This window comes from Kitasatospora purpeofusca, assembly GCF_034043715.1.
Taxonomy (GTDB): domain Bacteria; phylum Actinomycetota; class Actinomycetes; order Streptomycetales; family Streptomycetaceae; genus Kitasatospora; species Kitasatospora purpeofusca_A.
The window spans coordinates 17,051-33,625 of sequence record NZ_JAXCLC010000028.1 but is presented as its reverse complement, the minus strand read 5'-3'; the positions used below and the strand labels follow the sequence as shown (position 1 = coordinate 33,625).

At 72.6% G+C, this 16,575-nt stretch carries 15 protein-coding genes and 1 pseudogene; 9 read left to right on the top strand and 7 right to left on the bottom strand.

From position 1 onward, the window contains the following. Positions 1 to 67: 67 nt before the first annotated feature. The 3 genes from SM793_RS16595 to SM793_RS16585 all read left to right on the top strand — a co-directional run bounded on the left by SM793_RS16595 (position 68) and on the right by SM793_RS16585 (position 3,483). Positions 68 to 1,396, top strand: a complete 1,329-nt coding sequence (locus tag SM793_RS16595; RefSeq protein ID WP_320439000.1) for an aldehyde dehydrogenase family protein — start codon at positions 68 to 70, stop codon at positions 1,394 to 1,396. 51 nt (positions 1,397 to 1,447) lie between these two features. After that, positions 1,448 to 2,215, top strand: a complete 768-nt coding sequence (locus SM793_RS16590) for a maleylpyruvate isomerase family mycothiol-dependent enzyme (RefSeq protein WP_320438952.1) — start codon at positions 1,448 to 1,450, stop codon at positions 2,213 to 2,215. Between the two features lie 515 nt (positions 2,216 to 2,730). After that, positions 2,731 to 3,483, top strand: coding sequence for a hypothetical protein (locus SM793_RS16585; RefSeq protein WP_320438951.1), 753 nt, complete (start codon positions 2,731 to 2,733; stop codon positions 3,481 to 3,483). 119 nt (positions 3,484 to 3,602) lie between these two features. On the opposite strand, the pseudogene SM793_RS36440 reads toward SM793_RS16585, so the two are convergent. Then, positions 3,603 to 3,698, bottom strand: a pseudogene (locus SM793_RS36440) (CGNR zinc finger domain-containing protein); the annotation flags it as partial. Positions 3,699 to 3,910: 212 nt separating this feature from the next. Continuing rightward, positions 3,911 to 5,581, bottom strand: coding sequence for an immunity 49 family protein (locus tag SM793_RS16580; protein WP_320438950.1), 1,671 nt, complete (start codon positions 5,579 to 5,581; stop codon positions 3,911 to 3,913). Positions 5,582 to 5,974: 393 nt separating this feature from the next. Here SM793_RS16580 and SM793_RS16575 point away from each other — a divergent pair, with 393 nt between their 5' ends. From SM793_RS16575 to SM793_RS16560, 4 genes are all read left to right on the top strand, one after another. Then, positions 5,975 to 6,286: an ArsR/SmtB family transcription factor gene (locus SM793_RS16575; RefSeq protein WP_030394462.1), complete on the top strand. Its 312-nt coding sequence runs from the start codon at positions 5,975 to 5,977 to the stop codon at positions 6,284 to 6,286. A 136-nt stretch (positions 6,287 to 6,422) separates the two neighbouring features. Further along, the gene (locus SM793_RS16570) at positions 6,423 to 7,625 is read left to right on the top strand and encodes an MFS transporter (RefSeq protein ID WP_320438949.1); all 1,203 of its coding nucleotides are present in this window, start codon (positions 6,423 to 6,425) and stop codon (positions 7,623 to 7,625) included. 628 nt (positions 7,626 to 8,253) lie between these two features. After that, positions 8,254 to 9,060: a methyltransferase domain-containing protein gene (locus tag SM793_RS16565; RefSeq protein WP_413815975.1), complete on the top strand. Its 807-nt coding sequence runs from the start codon at positions 8,254 to 8,256 to the stop codon at positions 9,058 to 9,060. A 1,512-nt stretch (positions 9,061 to 10,572) separates the two neighbouring features. Then, complete coding sequence (locus tag SM793_RS16560; protein ID WP_320438947.1) at positions 10,573 to 10,827, top strand: hypothetical protein; 255 nt, start codon at positions 10,573 to 10,575, stop codon at positions 10,825 to 10,827. On the opposite strand, the gene SM793_RS36435 is transcribed toward SM793_RS16560, so the two are convergent. From SM793_RS36435 to SM793_RS16550, 3 genes are all read right to left on the bottom strand, one after another. Continuing rightward, positions 10,763 to 11,458 carry a DUF6461 domain-containing protein gene (locus SM793_RS36435; RefSeq protein WP_413815974.1) on the bottom strand — a complete coding sequence of 232 codons (696 nt, stop codon included), beginning with the start codon at positions 11,456 to 11,458 and terminating at the stop codon, positions 10,763 to 10,765. The genes SM793_RS16560 and SM793_RS36435 overlap by 65 nt on opposite strands. A 111-nt stretch (positions 11,459 to 11,569) precedes the next feature. Then, on the bottom strand, positions 11,570 to 11,926 hold the full coding sequence (locus SM793_RS16555; RefSeq protein WP_320438946.1) for a hypothetical protein: 357 nt from the start codon (positions 11,924 to 11,926) through the stop codon (positions 11,570 to 11,572). Between the two features lie 38 nt (positions 11,927 to 11,964). Next, a complete protein-coding gene (locus SM793_RS16550; RefSeq protein WP_320438945.1) occupies positions 11,965 to 12,141 on the bottom strand; it encodes a hypothetical protein in 177 nt (58 codons plus the stop codon). A 98-nt stretch (positions 12,142 to 12,239) separates the two neighbouring features. Between SM793_RS16550 and SM793_RS16545 the strand changes: the two genes are divergently transcribed. Beyond that, the gene (locus tag SM793_RS16545) at positions 12,240 to 12,467 is read left to right on the top strand and encodes a hypothetical protein (protein WP_320438944.1); all 228 of its coding nucleotides are present in this window, start codon (positions 12,240 to 12,242) and stop codon (positions 12,465 to 12,467) included. Positions 12,468 to 12,585: 118 nt separating this feature from the next. Continuing rightward, positions 12,586 to 12,966, top strand: coding sequence for a hypothetical protein (locus tag SM793_RS16540; protein ID WP_320438943.1), 381 nt, complete (start codon positions 12,586 to 12,588; stop codon positions 12,964 to 12,966). A 578-nt stretch (positions 12,967 to 13,544) separates the two neighbouring features. Here SM793_RS16540 and SM793_RS16530 read toward each other — a convergent pair. Together SM793_RS16530 and SM793_RS16525 are read right to left on the bottom strand one after the other, a co-directional pair. Next, positions 13,545 to 14,534, bottom strand: coding sequence for a transglycosylase family protein (locus SM793_RS16530; RefSeq protein WP_320438942.1), 990 nt, complete (start codon positions 14,532 to 14,534; stop codon positions 13,545 to 13,547). 54 nt (positions 14,535 to 14,588) lie between these two features. Then, a complete protein-coding gene (locus SM793_RS16525; protein ID WP_320438941.1) occupies positions 14,589 to 15,782 on the bottom strand; it encodes a tectonin domain-containing protein in 1,194 nt (397 codons plus the stop codon). Positions 15,783 to 16,575 lie beyond the last annotated feature (793 nt).

Here is a 16,575-nt window from a genome sequence, read left to right as displayed (position 1 = left end):
CGTCGAAAGTACTTGAGGACATCAACAATCCAGGTCTTCAAGCCCCTGGAAGGACCGCGTGACCCTCATGACGCACACCCCGCCCCCCGCTGCGGCAGACGTTCCCGCCCTGGTCGCCCGCCTGCGTGGCACCTTCGACAGCGGCCGGACCAAGCCCCTCGCCCAGCGCCTGGACCGGCTCGCCGCCCTGCGTTCGATGCTCACCGAGCAGGCCGAGGAGTTCCAGCAGGCGCTGGCCGCCGACCTCGGCAAGAGCGCGGCGCAGGCGTACCGCACCGAGATCGGGTTCACGCTGAACGAGCTCGACCACACCGTCGCGAACCTGGAGGAATGGCTCCGGCCGAAGCCCGCCGATGTCCCCGGGTTCTTCCGGCCCGCCTCGGCCCGCGTGGTCCGCGATCCGCTCGGCGTGGTCCTGGTCGTCGCACCCTGGAACTACCCGCTGCAGCTCGCGCTGGTCCCGCTGGTGGGAGCCCTGGCGGCCGGCAACACGGTGGTCGTCAAGCCCAGCGAGCTCGCCCCCGCCACGTCCGCCGCGATGGCCCGGCTGCTGCCGCGCTACCTCGGCCCGGACACGGTGGCCGTGGTCGAGGGCGCCGTCCCCGAAACCACCGCCCTGCTGGAGCAGCGGTTCGACCACATCTTCTACACCGGCAACGGCGCGGTCGGCCGGATCGTGATGGCCGCAGCGGCCCGCCACCTCACCCCGGTCACCCTGGAGCTCGGCGGCAAGAGCCCGGTCGTGGTCGAGCCCGGCGCCGACCTGGCGGTCACCGCGAACCGGATCGCCCAGGGCAAGTTCCTCAACGCCGGCCAGACCTGTGTGGCCCCCGACTACGTCCTCGCCATCGGCGAGAGCGCCACCGCACTGGAGCGGCACCTCGCCGCCGCCGTGCGCGAGCTGCTCGGCGACGACCCGGCCGCCGCGCCCGAGTACGGGCGGATCGTCAACGACCGCCACTTCGACCGGCTGACCGCGCTGCTGGACGACGGGAGGGTCGTCACCGGCGGCAGTCACGACCGCGGTGAGCGCTACGTCGCCCCGACCGTCCTCGCGGACGTCTCCCCGGACGCGTCGGTGATGCGCGCGGAGATCTTCGGCCCGATCCTGCCGATCGTCGCCGTGCCCGACCTCGACGCGGCGATCGCCTTCATCAACGAACGTGACAAGCCGCTCGCCCTCTACGCCTTCACCGAGTCCGAGCGGACCAAGCGGCGGCTCACCGAGGAGACCTCCTCCGGCGCGCTCTCCTTCGGCCTGCCGGTCTCCCACCTCGCCATGCCCGACCTGCCCTTCGGCGGCGTGGGGGAGAGCGGCATGGGCCGCTACCACGGCGAGTACTCCATCGACACGTTCAGCCACGCCAAGGCCGTTGTCGACAAGCCACTCACCTGAGCCGAGCGGCGCCGCCGTCCGAGCCGACCGACCATCCCGGAGAACGAACCCGTGACCACCCCCATCGACCACGCCGCCGCCGTCGCCGCCGAGACCTCGCGCTTCGTCGCCACCGTCCGCACCGCCGACCCGGCCACCCCGGTGCCCACCTGCCCCGGTTGGACGCTGTCCGACCTGGTGCGCCACACCGGCAGCGTGCAGCGCTGGTTCACCGTCCTGCTGCGGCAGAAACTCCAGGAGCCGCCGCGCAGCAGGGACGTCGAGCTGCACCTGCCGCCGACTCCGGACGGCTACCCCGCCTGGCTGGCCGAGGCCGCGGCGCAGGCCGGCGCGGAATTCGCCTCGGCCGATCTCGACGCGCCGATGTGGGCCTGGGGCGCCGATCAGCACGCCCGCTTCTGGGTGCGCCGGATGCTGTTCGAGACCTTGGTGCACCGCGTCGACGCCGACCTTGCCCTGGGCCTGGACCCCGACATCGACCCGGTGCTGGCCGCCGACGGCGTCTCGGAGTTCCTGACCAACCTGCCTTTCGCCGCCGGGTTCGCCCCCGGAACGGCCGCCCTCCGGGGCGCGGACCGGACCATCCGGTTCACCCGCACCGACGGCGACGGGGACTGGCTGGTCCGGCTGCGTCCCGACGGCTTCGGGCTCGACCGGCAGGCCCGGGAGGCCGCAGCGAGCGCCGACGCGTCGGTCCGGGGCACCGTCGCGGACCTGCTGCTCCTCCTCTACGGCCGACTGGACCGGTCCGCCGACCGGTTCGAGGTGCGGGGGGACGACGGGCTGCTCGAGCACTGGACCGCCAACTCCGCGTTCTGAGCCGTCGGCCGGCTTCGGAGGTCCTGAACAGCACGGTGGGCGGCATCGGGGCATGGTGAAGGCTTCCGGCGCACCGAGAAGCAGAGCGTCGAGGCCCTGCGCACGCTCACCGCGGCCGCCGCCGACCTGCCGGCCGGCGGCGACGACGCGCACCGGCCCCGCACCGACGGTCGCTGACCCGCTGTCGGCGGCCCGCCGCACGGCCGGTGCCCCCTTGTGACCGAGGAAGGGTGAACGCAGGAGCGTCGAGATGCCCCCGGCCCTCGACTGGGTCGCCAGACGGACGGCGACTTCGGCCCGCGCCGGCTCCTGCGGGACTTCGCGGTCCTGCTCGATCTCGCCCCGGACGTGCTCGCCCCGCTTTCGACCGGGGCGACCGGAGAGGAGCGGGCCTGAGCCCAGGGGCGGCCGTTCGACCGCCCCCGCCGCACGGTTGCCCGCCGCCGCTCGTCCGAGGCATCCGCCCAGGTGGGCGGCGGTGCGGGCAGCCGGCCGGCTCGCCCTATGCTGGCGCCATGACAGAGCTTCCCGGCTTCGCCGTCCTGCTGACCCGCCTGCTGCACCACCAGGGTCAGGAGCCCGCCGAGTTCGCCCACCGGGCGGGGGCCGGCGAGGCCGACGTGGTCGCGCTGCTGGACGGTGCGGCGCCGGACCAGGCGCTGCTGCGGCGCCTCGCCCCCGCGCTCGGACTGGACACCGCCGACTTGTTCGAGATCGCGGCCGTTCCGCTGCCGGAGGACCTCGCACCGGCCGGCGGGATGGCCACCACCTCCATCGTCAGTGTGGTGCGGTTCGGCAAGGCGTTGCCGGCCGACCGGCGGGCCGAACTCCGCGCGTTCGTCGCCGGTCTGCCGCCCGCCCGGGCGACCGGACGGATCGAGGGCCTGCCCGCCTCGGCCCCCGCCCCCGACCCGCGGTCCGCCGGGAACCTGCTGATGCGGATGGTCGCCACCCGCAACCTCGGCTGGACCGGGACGGCGAAGGTGTTCCACCTGCTCACCGGGCGCTACTGGATGTCCACCGCCTACGGGCGGATCGCCTCCGGGGAGGACCGGCTGACCCCGGATCTGCTCGTCGACTTCGCCACCGTGCTCGGCCTGCCCGCGGCCGTGCCGGCGGCGCTCCTCGGCATGCCTCTGCCGCCGGACGGACCCCGGCCGGACGCGTCCGCGACGGACGCCGCCCTGCTGCTGCGCGGCCTTCGCCGGCTGGGCGTCGAGCAGCTGCGCGAGGCCGAGGACCTGGCGCGGGCCCTGCAACCGGGCTGATCCGCTGGGCCCCGCCGGTTCCGCACGCGGGGCTGCGGTCGGCGCGAGTGACGGTGCGCGGGTCGGGCCCCTTGGGTGAGGGCCCCGTGGTTGCGGGCGCGGTGGGTGCGGGCGCGGTGGGCGGCGGACGTGACGCGGTTCTGGCAGGCGGTGGAGCAGTACCTGCGGGTGCCGTTGCGGGAGAGGTGGGCGCGGTCGCAGGCGGGGCCGGGCAGACGCCGAGGCGGGAGGCGAACCGGCTGCCGCAGGCCGCGGCGAGGGTCCGGGGCGAGGCGGGCGGCCCGGTCCGAGACCGCGTCGCCGGCGCTGCGGTGGTGCAGGTGCCGGGGCTGCTCCCGACGGTCGCGAGCACGTCTCGGCGGACCGGGACATCCCAGTCCGCCGTGTGCACCGCGCGGGTGGCCGCGGCGGACCGGGTCGGGCGGGGTCAGGGCCGGCCGGCGGCTTTGAGGAGGCGGGGCGGGAGGTAGGGCGAGCGGACGCGGGTGACCCAGCCGCGGGTACGGCGGGCGTGGCAGGCGAGGGCGAGCACGTCGAGGCTGAGCGGGGCACCTGGGTCGGTGTCGCGGTCGGCGACGCTGTGGTGATCGCGGTGGGCTTCCAGGGCGTCGAGGAGGGCGAGGTCGAAGCCGGTCGCGTCGCCCCCGATCAGCTGCGAGAGGAGGACGGCCGGAGCCGGGAGCCAGCCCTCCCGGATGCGCTCCGCCTCTTTCAGCGCCCGCTCGGTGGCCGGGCGCGGGTCGGCGCCGCGGAGGTGGTCGTGCAGGGCGGCGCGGTAGGAGGCGGACGGGGAGCGGTCCTCGGCGGCGACCGTGGGGCCGGCCAGGACAAGCGGTTCGAGGTCCTCGGGGGAGCCGGTGATCAGGGCGAAGGAGAGCGCGGTCTGCCAGAAGGCCGGGCCGAAGTCCCGGTCCCGGCGGGCGGGGAAGCGCAGGGAGCGGCCGTCGATGGTCGCCTCGGCCTCGGTGCCCGGCTCGGCGAGGGCGGCCCGGAACACGGCGGCCCCCAGCTGGGAGCCGCGCCGCAGGGTGGCGATCACGGCGTCGGTGGCGTCGTCGCACTCCGAGACGCGCGCCGCGAGGAGGTAGGTCTGGTAGCGCAGGGCGCCGGTGAGCTCCCATGCGTCCAGCGGCTCGCCCTCCCCGGCCGTGACTGCCTCCAGGGTGCGCCGCTCGAACCGCGCCTCGCTCTCCGGGCTGTACGGGCGGGCCGGGCTGGTCCGGTCGACGTGGACGGGCCCGGCGGCGAGCGCGGCCACGGCGTCGGGGCGCGGGTCGCGGCCGAAGGCGCGGACGCGCGGGCCGGCCGTCTCGAAACCGGTGACCAGGGCGTGCGGGAGGTAGTCGGTGTCGACCGCCGGAGCCCAGCCGTGGGTGCGGTACGCGAGGGCGGCGAGGGCGATCGGGACCAGCGGCAGGAGGCTCGCCGGGCCGGTGCCCTTCGGCCCGTCCTGGAGCAGGGCGAGCAGGGCGGCGTCGAAGACCTCGCGGTCCCCGGCGGCGAGGGCGCGCAGGGCGCGCAGGCCGGGCTGCAGTTCGGCGACGGGGGCGGTGCTGCCGGCCGGGACGCCGTCGTCCTCGAAGAAGTGGGCCAGGAGTCCGTCGACGAGTTCGAGGGTGGGCGTGGCCGGCCCGGCGGGCATCAGCTGCCGGGCCCAGCCGAAGGCCTCACCGTGGACGGAGACCTGGTCGGAGACGATGGCGAGACAGAAGGCGTCGAGCCACTCCCCGGCGGTGACCCGATGGTGGGGGTCGCGCTCCTGCCCGCGCTCGCGGTCGTAGCTCATTCCGAAGTTCGGGTAGTCGAGGAAGACGTGGAAGCTGTCGACCGGGTAGTAGGCGGCGAAGGAAACGGCGCCGGCGGCCGCCGCGGCGGCGTCCTTGAGGACGGCCCTGGCCTCGGCGGAGTGCAGGTCGGGCCGGGTGGTGGAGAGGGCGCCGAGGTAGTCGAGGAAGGAGTCGGAGATCAGCTGCCACTCGGTGGTGGTCATCAGACCGGCGCGGGAGTAGGAGTGGACCTGCCTCCCGATCCGGTTCACGAAGTCCTCGCGGGCTTCCGCCACCCGCGCCCCGTCCACCTGGTGACGTTCGATCCGCACAGTCCTGCTCCCTTGATCATCGGCTGCCCCCAGCCTAGGCAGCGGGTCCGACACCGGGGCCCGCGGGGCGGTCGGAGGGGTGTCAGGGCGTCAGCCGGGTGCCGTTCACCGTCGCGCTCCTTCCCGGGCCGTTCGGCGCGACGGCCCCGGTGCGGCGCACCACCGCCCTGCGGGCAAAGTGTGTCGACGCACCCCACCCCACCGCGGGCCCGAGCGACTGCCGACACCCTGTCGCGGTGGCCGGACTCACTCCGGCCGGCGGGGTCCGGGGTCCGCACTCGGTGTGTGCGAGGGCCGTCGGGCGGGCGCACCGGGGTTCCGGGTTGACACGTTTCTTCGTATCGAGAATATTAGATACGTCCCGGGAGGTCCGGCTCGCGAAAGGGGTGTGCGGTGGATCCGCTGGCCGTCCACAAGGCGCTCGCCAATCCCGCGCGGGCGGAGTTCCTGCGCTGGTTGAAGACGCCGGAGCTCTACTGGGACGAGGAGTACTACCGCGAGCGCGGTGTCGGTTTCCACATCGGCGTGTGCGTGACGGAGATCCGCGAGCGTTCCGGGTTGGCCCAGTCGGTGGTCTCCGGCTACCTGCAGATCCTGCGGGACGCCGGGCTGCTGGTGTCGGAGCGGGTCGGCAAGTGGACGTTCTACCGGCGCAACGAGGAGACGATCGCCGCCTTCGCGGCGTACGTGCGCGACGAGCTCTGACGTTCGTTCCCGGGTCGGTGCGGGGGAGGGGTGTGCCCTTTCCACGCGATAATCCATCTAACTATCTAGATTTGTAGCTCGGTCTGGCGGGGCGGCGCAGCCGTGCCCGCGCACGGCCGGACGGCGGAAGGCAGTCATGGGAAAGACCGGTCCTGTTGTCCTGACCCTCTCCCTGGGGGTGTTCGGCATCATCACCACGGAGATGGGCGTCGTCGGCGTCCTGCCCCGGATCTCCGAGGAACTCGGCGTGCCGGCGGCGACGGCGGGGTGGCTGGTGGGGGTGTTCGCGCTGGTCGTCGCCGTGGCCGGCCCGTTCGCGACGCTGCTGGCCTCCGGGGTGCGGCGCAAGGCCGTCCTGGCGGCGGCGCTCGCGGTGTTCGCGGCCTCCAACGCCGTCTACGCGCTCACCGACAGTTTCCCGGTGATGCTCGTCTTCCGGATCGTGCCGGCGCTCTTCCATCCGGTGTTCTTCGCGGTGGCGCTCACCGCCGCCACCCGGCTCGTGCCGCCGGAGAAGGCCACCAGGGCCGCCACCACCGTCTTCGCCGGGGTGACGCTGGGCTTCGCGTTCGGTGTGCCGGCCACCTCCTATCTCGCCGAACACTTCTCCCTCGCGGCCGCGTTCTGGTTCGGCGCCGGCGCCAACCTGCTCGCCCTGGTCGGGATCCTGGCCCTCTTCCCGTCCATGCCCGCCGGGCAACGGCTGTCCTACGGAGACCAGTTGGGCATTCTGAACCGTCCCCGGCTGTGGCTGTCCCTGTCGGCCGTGGTGTTCGTCTTCGCGGCGATGTTCTCGGTCTACGGCTACTTCGCCGAGTACCTGGAACGCGTCACGCACCTGGGCGGATCGACGATCGGTGCGCTGCTGATGGCCTTCGGGGTCGTGATGGTCCTCGGCAACCTCCTCTTCGGTCGGCTACTGGAACGCGACCCGGTCCGGACGGTGACCGCCTTCCCCGTCCTCTATGCGCTGCTCTACGCCCTCCTCCACACCGTCGGCCCGTGGGCCGTCCCTACCGTCCTCGCCGTGCTCCTGTGGGGCGCGGTCCACTCGGGAGGACTCGTCGCCAGCCAGACCTGGCTGGCCCGGGACGCCCAGGACGCCCCGGAGTTCGGCAACAGCCTCTTCATCTCCTTCTCCAATCTCGGCATCACGATCGGCAGCGCCACCGGCGGCCTGGTGGTCGCAACCGCCGGCACACGCCAACTCCCTTGGGCGGGAGCGGCATTCGCACTGGCCGCACTGGCCGCCGTGCTGCTGCGCCGCCGGCTGGGGCCCGAGGCGCCGGGCGAGGGGACGGCGGACCGGGCAGAGAGGCGCACCCGCGTGCGGTCCTGACACCGGGGCGCAGGACGGGTGCGGGCGGCGGAGGAGCCACGAAACGGCCGGCGCCGGCCCGCGCCCCGGGCGGCGTCCCGTTCTGTCCCTCTTCGACCGTCGAGACATGGGCCCACGAACCCGGTCGACCAGGACGAGGTGCTTGCCCCGTGCGCCCCGCAAGGCGGGAGTTTCGCGGGGGCGGCAGCGCGTACGGCTCCTCGTCGGGCAGGTGGGCGTCCGGGCCGGCCGCTGCCAGGGCGCGGTAGCGGGGCGGTGGCCCGGGAGGCATGATCTCGAACATGGGCGAACCGGAATCGGACCTGCTTTCACGGCTGTGGGAAGAGCATGTGCGCGCGCCGTTCCCGCCACACGCTTGTGCTGGGACTCCCGGGTTGACAGCGCGGCTCCAGGGCCTGACGCCGACGCCCCAGCCGCAGCGGAAGACGACGGCGAGCCTGGGAAGCCGCGCCGTGGCGCCGGCCTCAGCGGCGCCACCCTTGGCTCCGAACCGGCGCGGGCTCGTCGGCCGCAGGTGCTGTTGAGGGGTGTCTCGTGTCCTCGTCCTTACCGGTTCGCCGAACAAGCCATTGAGGATTGTGTGAAGCACGTCGATCTCCACGCCAGGATTCCGTCGCTCGTGAAGGCCATGGCCGCCGCCGACCACAGCCCGGATGCGCAGCTGGTACAGACACGCCACCGTGCTTCACTCGTGGCGAGCTGGGACATCGAGCCCGGATCCACGGTCCTCGAACTGGGTTGCGGGCAGGGCGACATGACCGCCGTCCTCGCGGAGGCCGTCGGCCCCCGGGGACGCGTGGTGGCCGTCGACGTCGCCGGTCCGACCTACGGGGCGCCGGTCACGCTCGGGGAGTCGGCGGCCCGGCTCGCGGCGGGCCCGCTCGGGCCCCGCATCGACTTCCGCTTCAGCACCGATGTCCGCGACCCGTCGGTCGACTTCCCCCGCGACGCCTTCGACCACGTCGTGCTCGCCCACTGCTCCTGGTACTTCGCCTCGCTCGGACAGCTGCGCGACACGCTGGCCCGGGTGCGGCCCTGGGCCCGGCGGCTGTGGTTCACCGAGTGGGACCTGACGCCCTCCTGCGGCGACCAGCTGGCGCACCTGCTCGCAGTACTGATCCAGGGCCAGATCGAGGCCGCCGGCTCACACGGCGAGGGCAACATCCGCACGTCCTTCTCCCGCGAGGCGCTGCTGCGGCTCCTGCCCGAGGCGGGCTGGACGGCGGACGGCGACGGGCCGGTCGACACCGACGCACTCCAGGACGCGGACTGGGAGATCACCGCCTGTCTCGACCTGATCACCGCAGGAGAACGGTTGGCCGCGTTGCCCGAACCGGTACGGCAACTCGTCCTCAGTCAGAGCGACGTCCTGCGGGCCGTCGCCGCACCGCACGGCAACCGCCCGCTCGCAGCCTATTGGGTCACCGCACGCTGACGTGCCACCCCGCCAGGAGCGTCGAACGTCGACGAGACCGGCCAACCTCCACGACCCAACTGGATGCGAAACTGGAGCGACTGCTCGGGCCTCGCAACCGGTGACCGGCTGCGTCGATGACACGGACGGCCCGAGGCCACTCGACCCTTGGGCTGCTACGAGACGGCCGGTCGGCGCGGTGCCTGCGGGAACCGCGAAGGCATCAACGTGTGATGAACCATGAATGGGTCACCGGCGTGGGCGCCCACGCCACCTGGACGGTGGAGCCGGCCCGCAGGTCTTCGAGCAGAAGCGGAAGAACTGTTTCTTCATGGACGGCGTAGAGCAGGGACGGTGTGTCGGGCACGACGGCGTGTACGTCGCCGGTGGTGGGGCCATCGGCGCCGTGTGCGCCCCTGCCGCACTGGTGGGATGCCTGCTGGCAGGGGGCGCCGTCGCGGCCACCGCCGGAGTGGCCGACTGTGCCGTCAGTCGAAACGGATGTACCCGGGATGCAGTACCAGCGGCCTTTCCGCCTCGTACTTCAAGGGATATGCCTCAGGAGCCGCATACGGGGCCTGCGCACCCGCGCCGGCCCGCGCCGTCCAGTCATCACCCTGCCGAGAGAAAGCTGCGCGGAATGCCTGCAGACTCACCACCCTCCGCAGAGGAGAACGGCGACGGAGGCCGAAGGGCGTGGCCCGCAACGTGGGGCTACCGGTTCACCATCGAGCTGGTCGCTCTACTGGCCGTCTTCGCTGTGCTGACGTTCTGGCTGGTACCGGAGCCGTTCAGATTCCTCTCGCTTCCGGTGGCCGGTCTCGCCATCGGCTGGCGTTGGAGGGACCGATCACGACGGTAGTGCCACGGGAACCGTGCCGCGCAACGCATGGCCTCTCCCTCTTCGCACCCCCGCTGCGCGGCACGGACCTGCGCGATCAGAAGTGATGGCCTCCACCATGGGGGGTCAGCACTTCCGGAACGTTTGCTCCACCATGCCCCAACCCTGCCGATCCGATGCCGTTCCTCCGGCGGCTGCGGCCCGCACGACGACGTCACCCGTTGTCGGCGGCGGCTGGACCGTGATCCTGCATCAGTTTCCGGGCCATGCCGCTGATCGAGGACCGCACGCCCGGCATCCCGGGCCCGACGACACCGCAGGCGACACCCTGCGAGTCCTTGGTCCTGCTCCAGGAGTGCCTGAGCGCGGACACGTACTGCCGGGAGGGCGCGGTCCGTGCCGGGCCGCGCCGGCCGCCGAGCCCGTCTGCCGGGCGGGTACCCGTCGCGCGGACGGTGGACGCCCCGAGGTCGGCGAGGGAGTCGTGTCCGGCGGCCCGGGCGCGGGCATGGGCTTGTTCGGCGGCGGTCCGGAGACTGTGCGCCGGGGCGGCTGCCGTGGTGGTGTCGAAGGTGGGTTCGGCGAGGAGTCGTCGCTGTTCGGGGTGCGGCCCGAGGCGGCGGGGTACACGGCAGACGGAGCCATGCGCCGAGGCCGGTGCCGAGGAACCCGGCCAGTGGGTCCGGCGGCCCGTGGGCCGGGGCGAGCGGACGCACCGGCCCATCCTCGGTGTCGTCATCACCAGGGACCGCTTCCACTACGCCAGCACTCCGGACCACGGCCGTCTCATCGCAGAGGCCGAGGCCAAGCCGGACGCCCAGCCCGGGACCCGGGTGCCCACCACGGTCGTCGCGGCAGCGGAGCTGGAGCACGCCGTCACGGTCACCGGCACGGGCCTGTCCGCTCTCCTGCGAGCGGGAGTGCCGACCGCCCCGGACGCCGGCTAATCTGCAGGGGGTCGATGGGCAGGTCGAGGCCTCCGAGAGAGCGCCCGAGACCCGGGGCCGGCCCGTCCGCAGCCGGTGCTGCGAAGTGTGGGGCCGGGGCCAGTGGTTCACGTTCGGCCTGGTCCAGGACGACGGTCGCCAGCGGACCTGCGAGCGTCGCCCAGGGGATCTCGGCCCCGATGTGCCGGGCAATGACCCGGAGCGCCGCCTCCGTCGTCGACGGTGTCGTTGAGTTCCGCAGTTCGGCGCGGACATCCTCGTGGAGCGTGTGGGGTCCGCTGCCCTGGGCCGGTGACCGCTGGCCGGGCTCGAAACGCTCGACGAGTCGGCCCTCCTCGAGGCGCTCGAGCACGGTCATGCCGTCCGCGTAGAACAGGCTCACGACCGCGGAGCGTTCGCTCAGCCGGGCCAGTACCCCGGGTTTGAATCCCTCCGCTTCCCGCGCTTCGAAGCAGAACGTCCAGTCCCCCAACCGTCCCACCCGGAGCAGGGTGCCGCCCTGCGCCATCGGGTACCGGGAGTCGGCCTCGGCAAGAGAGAGCTGTCGCAGTCTGCCCGGGCCCGCACCGTACGCGGCCACCACCTCGTCGGCGGTAAGCCTCCGCACCACGTTCAGGCAGAACGTGGGCACCGTCCCGCTCTCCGCCCACTGCCCCCAGAACGGTCCAGCATCAACCACAGAATCCTCCTTCGAAAGGGGTGGCGCCCCGAGCCCGGCCGGCCCGGGGCGCCACCGTGCAGCTCAACTGGTAACGCTGACGACGAACTTCTCGGAGTCCAGGACATGGTCGGCCGGTACGAAGCTGCCGTACTTGCCGCCTGCTGCCTTGTTCGCAGCGAGGGGAACATGACCGCGCACATAGGCCCGTGCTTGGCGACATCGGGGCGGCCCTGTACGGCGTAGAACCTCCACTGGCCGTTCTGGAGCTTCGGGACGATGTCCGCACAGAGGCTGGCTGAGCGGCAGCACGAGATTGTCCCGCACATCCGGGTAGACGCAGCCGGGGTACTGCCCGACCGCGTTGTCGCAGCGGATCTTGCGGAGGTTGGACCAGTTGATGTTCGGTTGGATGGGCGGCGCGCCGACCGCTACCGTCAACCTGCGACCCACCTCCTGGACGGGGTGGAGATGAGCTCTCAGTCGGAACCGGCCCTGGAGTCGCCGGCGCAGCCGTCGATCACCGCGAGCGAGTTCGCCGACTGGGCCCTGTTCGACGCCCGTCGGACCTGGTCGTCCACGCGGACCAGTACCTGGCCGAAGGCTTCGGCCGAGACCGCCACCATCGCGCCGCCGCTGTTCGCGGTCGCCGACACCGGTGTGCTGCTCCGTGCCTTCAACGGCCGCGACGTTCTCCACCCTGCCGGACCGGAGGCGCTGAACCTGCCACGAACCCTGGTCATCTCCGCCGCTGGTGCTGGCCGAGCTCGACCACCTCCTGCACACCCGCGCCGGCGAGCGAGCTGTGGTCGACGATGTCACCCGACTCGGGGCGCTCGCCGGCCAGGGCCGCGTCCAGATCACCACCATCGACCGGCCCCTGCTCGCCAAGGTCGAGGAGCTGATGCGCTGCCACCTCGGCCGGGAACTCGGCCCGCCCGGGCCGTGCTGCTCACGTTCGACAAGCACTGCAGCACGGTGATCGCTCCGCGTCGCCGCGGTGAGAGGCCGCTCGAGGTCTGCCCGGGCCGGGGAGCGGGGGGCGCTTCCGATCGCGTGACTGCTTTCCGAGTCGTGGCCCTGTCGGTGATCATGTACGGATGCTGCTTCCCGACACCGCACCGGAGACCGACCTGGTCGAGGTGGTCCGCATCACCGCACGGCCCGACTCCGGCGCCGTGGTGGGTGATGTTCTGGAGATCCGGGTGGAGGAGCAGGCGCGGCAGGTACTGGACCTGGTCTCCGAACTGCCGGGCGGCGAGCTGCATCGCTGCTTCGCGCCCGCCTATGGCGTTCGGGCCCACAGTTCCACCGATCTTCTCTTCGAGATCGCGTTCTGCTTCCGCTGCCACGGCGCCCTGGTCCTGGGGCCCGGGGTGCCGTCCGGGCTGCGAGGTCTCCAGGGTTTCGATCCGGACAGCGGGCCCGGGCGTGAACTGCTCGATCTCTTCCGTGCCTGCGCCGCGACGCCCGGCGAGTAGTCGGACGAACCCGACGGGCATCAGCACCTCGGACGGCCGCAGCAGTACGCGGGATCCGGCGGCGGGGCATCCGGTGCCCCGCCGCCGGATCCCGTCGCACCGGGACGGCACAATCGGCGCACGGCTGAGGCCTTCGTCGACCTGGGATCGCTCGGTGCGCCGTCCGGCGTGCTGGTGCTGGGCGCGGCCCGCTTCCGCGACGGCAGGCACCTGGTGGCGGTGGGATTCGTGGGCACCGTGGAGGTGACCGGCCAGTTGTGCTGGGTCGGGGTCGTCAACGCCCTACCGGTTGCGGCCCGGGCTACGGGTTATCGGTCCGAGGCCGCCCTGCTCGGGGTTTCCAAGTCCACCGTCCACCGCCGCTTCCTCATCTGGTCGAGGGCCGGCGTGCGGGGTCGGCTGCACGAGATAGGACACGGTCTAAGCTGCATGCGAAGGTCTTCGGTGGCGGGGGAAGTGAAGCGTGCACCGGTCCTGCTCGCCACGAGGGCGTGGCTCCAGGTATTGGAAGCCTGGAGCCACGCCCTCGTGGGGGTGGTGTCGCTGTTGGTGTCGTGCGGAGGGTCGGGAGGGGGGCGTCAGGTCTGGGCGCCGCCGGGGACCTCGGTCCAGCCCTGGGTCCATTGGCCGGTGTTGTAGTCGGCGTCCTTGGTGTAGACCTTGCCGGTGGCGCCGATGGCGTAGACGTGGAGGACGTTTCCGGTGACGGTGCTGGTGAGGGCCTTGAGTCCGGAGCCGTCGAGCTTGGTCCAGGCTCCGCTCCAGCCGGTGCCGCTGTAGTCGGCGTCGGTGGTGTAGAGGGCGCCGTCGCTGCCGATGGTCTGCAGGTGGACGGTGTTGCCGGTGGCGGACGCGGTCAGGGCCGTGGCGCCGGTGGCGCCGCCGGGGACCTCGGTCCAACCGGTGCTCCACTGGCCGGTGTTGTAGTCGGCGTCCTTGGTGTAGACCTTGCCGGTGGCGCCCAGGGCGTAGACGTGGACCACGTTGCCGACCGTCACGCTGCTCAGGGACTTCAGCGCGCTGCCGTCGAGCTTGGTCCAGGCCCCGCCCCAGCCGGTGCCGCCGTAGTCGGCGTCGGTGGTGTAGAGGACGCCGTCACTGCCGACGAGGTTGAGGCGGGCCGTCCCACCGGTGACGGAGGCCGTGATCGCCGCGCTGTTCGTGGTGGACGGCGCGGGCGCCGGGTAGGGGTTGGCGTGGTCGGTGGCGAGGCCGGTGCCCTGCCAGCAATTGGGCCAGGCCCCGACGCCCTGGCCGGCGAGTATCTTCTCGGCCGTCAGGATCTGCTGCTGCTTGGTGGCCAGGTGGGGGTAGGCGGCGTACTGACGCCCACCGAAGGCGTCCCAGGTCGACTTCGAGATCTGGAGCCCACCGTAGAAGGTGTTCCCGGTGTTGATGCTCCAGTTGCCGGTGCTCTCGCACTGCGCGACCTTGTCCCAGGTCGAGACCGAGGCGGCGGAGGCCTGCGGGGCGGTGGCGAGGAGGGAGGCGGCGAGCGCGGCGGTGACGGTCGCGGTCGGCAGGAGACCGAGCGGACGGAGGCGGGTCTTCGACGGGCGTGCGGACATGACGGTACCCCGGAATCGGTGAGCAGAGGGAAGGAGACTGAACCGCGGGGTGCGTCAGGCCTGGGCACCGCCGGGGACCTCGGCCCAACCGGTGCTCCACTGGCCGGTGTTGTAGTCGGCGTCCTTGGTGTAGACCTTGCCGGTGGCGCCGATGGCGTAGACGTGGACGACGTTGCCGACCGTCACGCTGGTCAGCGCCTTCAGCGCGCTGCCGTCGAGCTTGGTCCAGGCTCCGCTCCAGCCGGTGCCGCTGTAGTCGGCGTCGGTGGTGTAGAGGGCGCCGTCGCTGCCGATGGTCTGCAGGTGGACGGTGTTGCCGGTGGCGGACGCGGTCAGGGCCGTGGCGCCGGTCGCGCCGCCGGGGACCTCGGCCCAACCGGTGCTCCAGTAGCCGGTGTTGTAGTCGGCGTCCTTGGTGTACACCTTGCCGGTGGCGCCCAGGGCGTAGACGTGGACCACGTTGCCGACCGTCACGCTGGTCAGCGCCTTCAGCGCGCTGCCGTCGAGCTTGCCCCAGTTGCCGCTCCAGCCGGTGCCGCCGTACGCCGCGTCGGTCGACCACAGGCTGCCGTCGGAGCCGACGATGCCGACGTGGGCGGTGTTGTCGCTGGTGGCGGCGGCGGTGATCGCGCCCGGGGTGGAGACGGGCGCGGGGTTCTGGGTGTCTGCGACCAGCTTGTTGTAGCGCAGGCCGAAGTACTCGTTGGCGGGGTGCCCGGCGATGTTCCCGTTGCGGTCGCCGCTGAGGTAGGTGACGCCGGCCCGCACGTTGAGCGTCGGGTTGACCTCGTCGATGTAGGCGAACTGGCCCGCGGCCTTGTTGACCCAGTGGTCGAACAGAATGATGTGGCCACTGGACTTGACCGAACCATCACCGGGGTCGTTGTCCAGGGCGTCACCGGGCTTGAGGTCGGACAGGGCCACCCGGGTCGTCAGCGCCCGGTTGTCGAGGCTGTCGGTGTTCTCGCTGCTGCTCAGGTGCCAGGCCATGGAGACGAAGCCCGAGCAGTCCTGCCGGTAGGACTTGGTGCCGGTGACGTCGGTGGCGTACGCGCCCTGGTTGTACGGGATGTCCCGGGCGAGCCAGTCGTTGGCCCGCGCCATCACCTCGGATGTGGCGATTGAGCCGCCGACGGACGAGGCCGCATGGGCGGAGGAGGTGACGAGCACCATCGCGCCGGACGCGGTGGACACGGCCAGGGCCGCGGCGAGAGCGGTGCGGGTGAACGAGGACTTGACGACGGACATGGCGAGGTTCTCCTTGGCGGGGTTGGTTTGGGTGTGGCGAAGCTGAGGGGTGTGCAAGGTCGGTCGACGGCGGGTGCGGCGGGGCCGAGGACGGCGGCGCAGGCCGGTCGGGCAGAGGGCCCGCGAATCGAGCGCGGCCCCGATCCGTGTCGCATGCTCAAGTGCCGGACGGTGCCTGGGCCTGGTAGGGGCGCTGCGCGCCGATCAGGCGGTGGTGTTCTTGTGTGCCGAAGGGCCGGGGCGGCAGGTAGTGCCGGTTGAGCAGCGGCACGGCCCGGTGGCTCCGTGCGATCAGGGCGTGGGCACTGGACGGCGCTGGGCGCGCCGGGGGAGTCCAGGGGTCAGGAGGGAGAGCAGGAGGTCGACCGGTCCGGGCTCGGACCGTGCTCTGATGCGCTGGAGGCCGCTGCCGGGCGGGCAGTGGGCCCACAGGGCGTCCACGATCTCGGCCTCGTCGTCCGGTCGGATGTCTTCGCCGGTGCCGGGGGCGGGCCACCGCGGTGGCGGGGGAGGCGCGGGGCATGGTGGTGTTCCTCCGGGAGCAGGGGGCGTCGGTGCGGTGGACCCGGCTCGCGTCGCGGGGTGACGCTTCGTCGGGTCCGCCGCCCCGGAAGCGGTGCTCCCTGGCGGCGATCACCAGTTTCGTCGCGGCTCACGGCGGGCGGAAGGGCGCCCGGGTGGACGGAAAGGTCCCTGGCCCGTTCCGGCCGGAGGGGCCGGAAGCGGCCGGCGCCCGCCCATGGGCGGGCGGTTCCCGGCAGGACTCGCCCGCGATCCGGCGCGATGTGGTGCC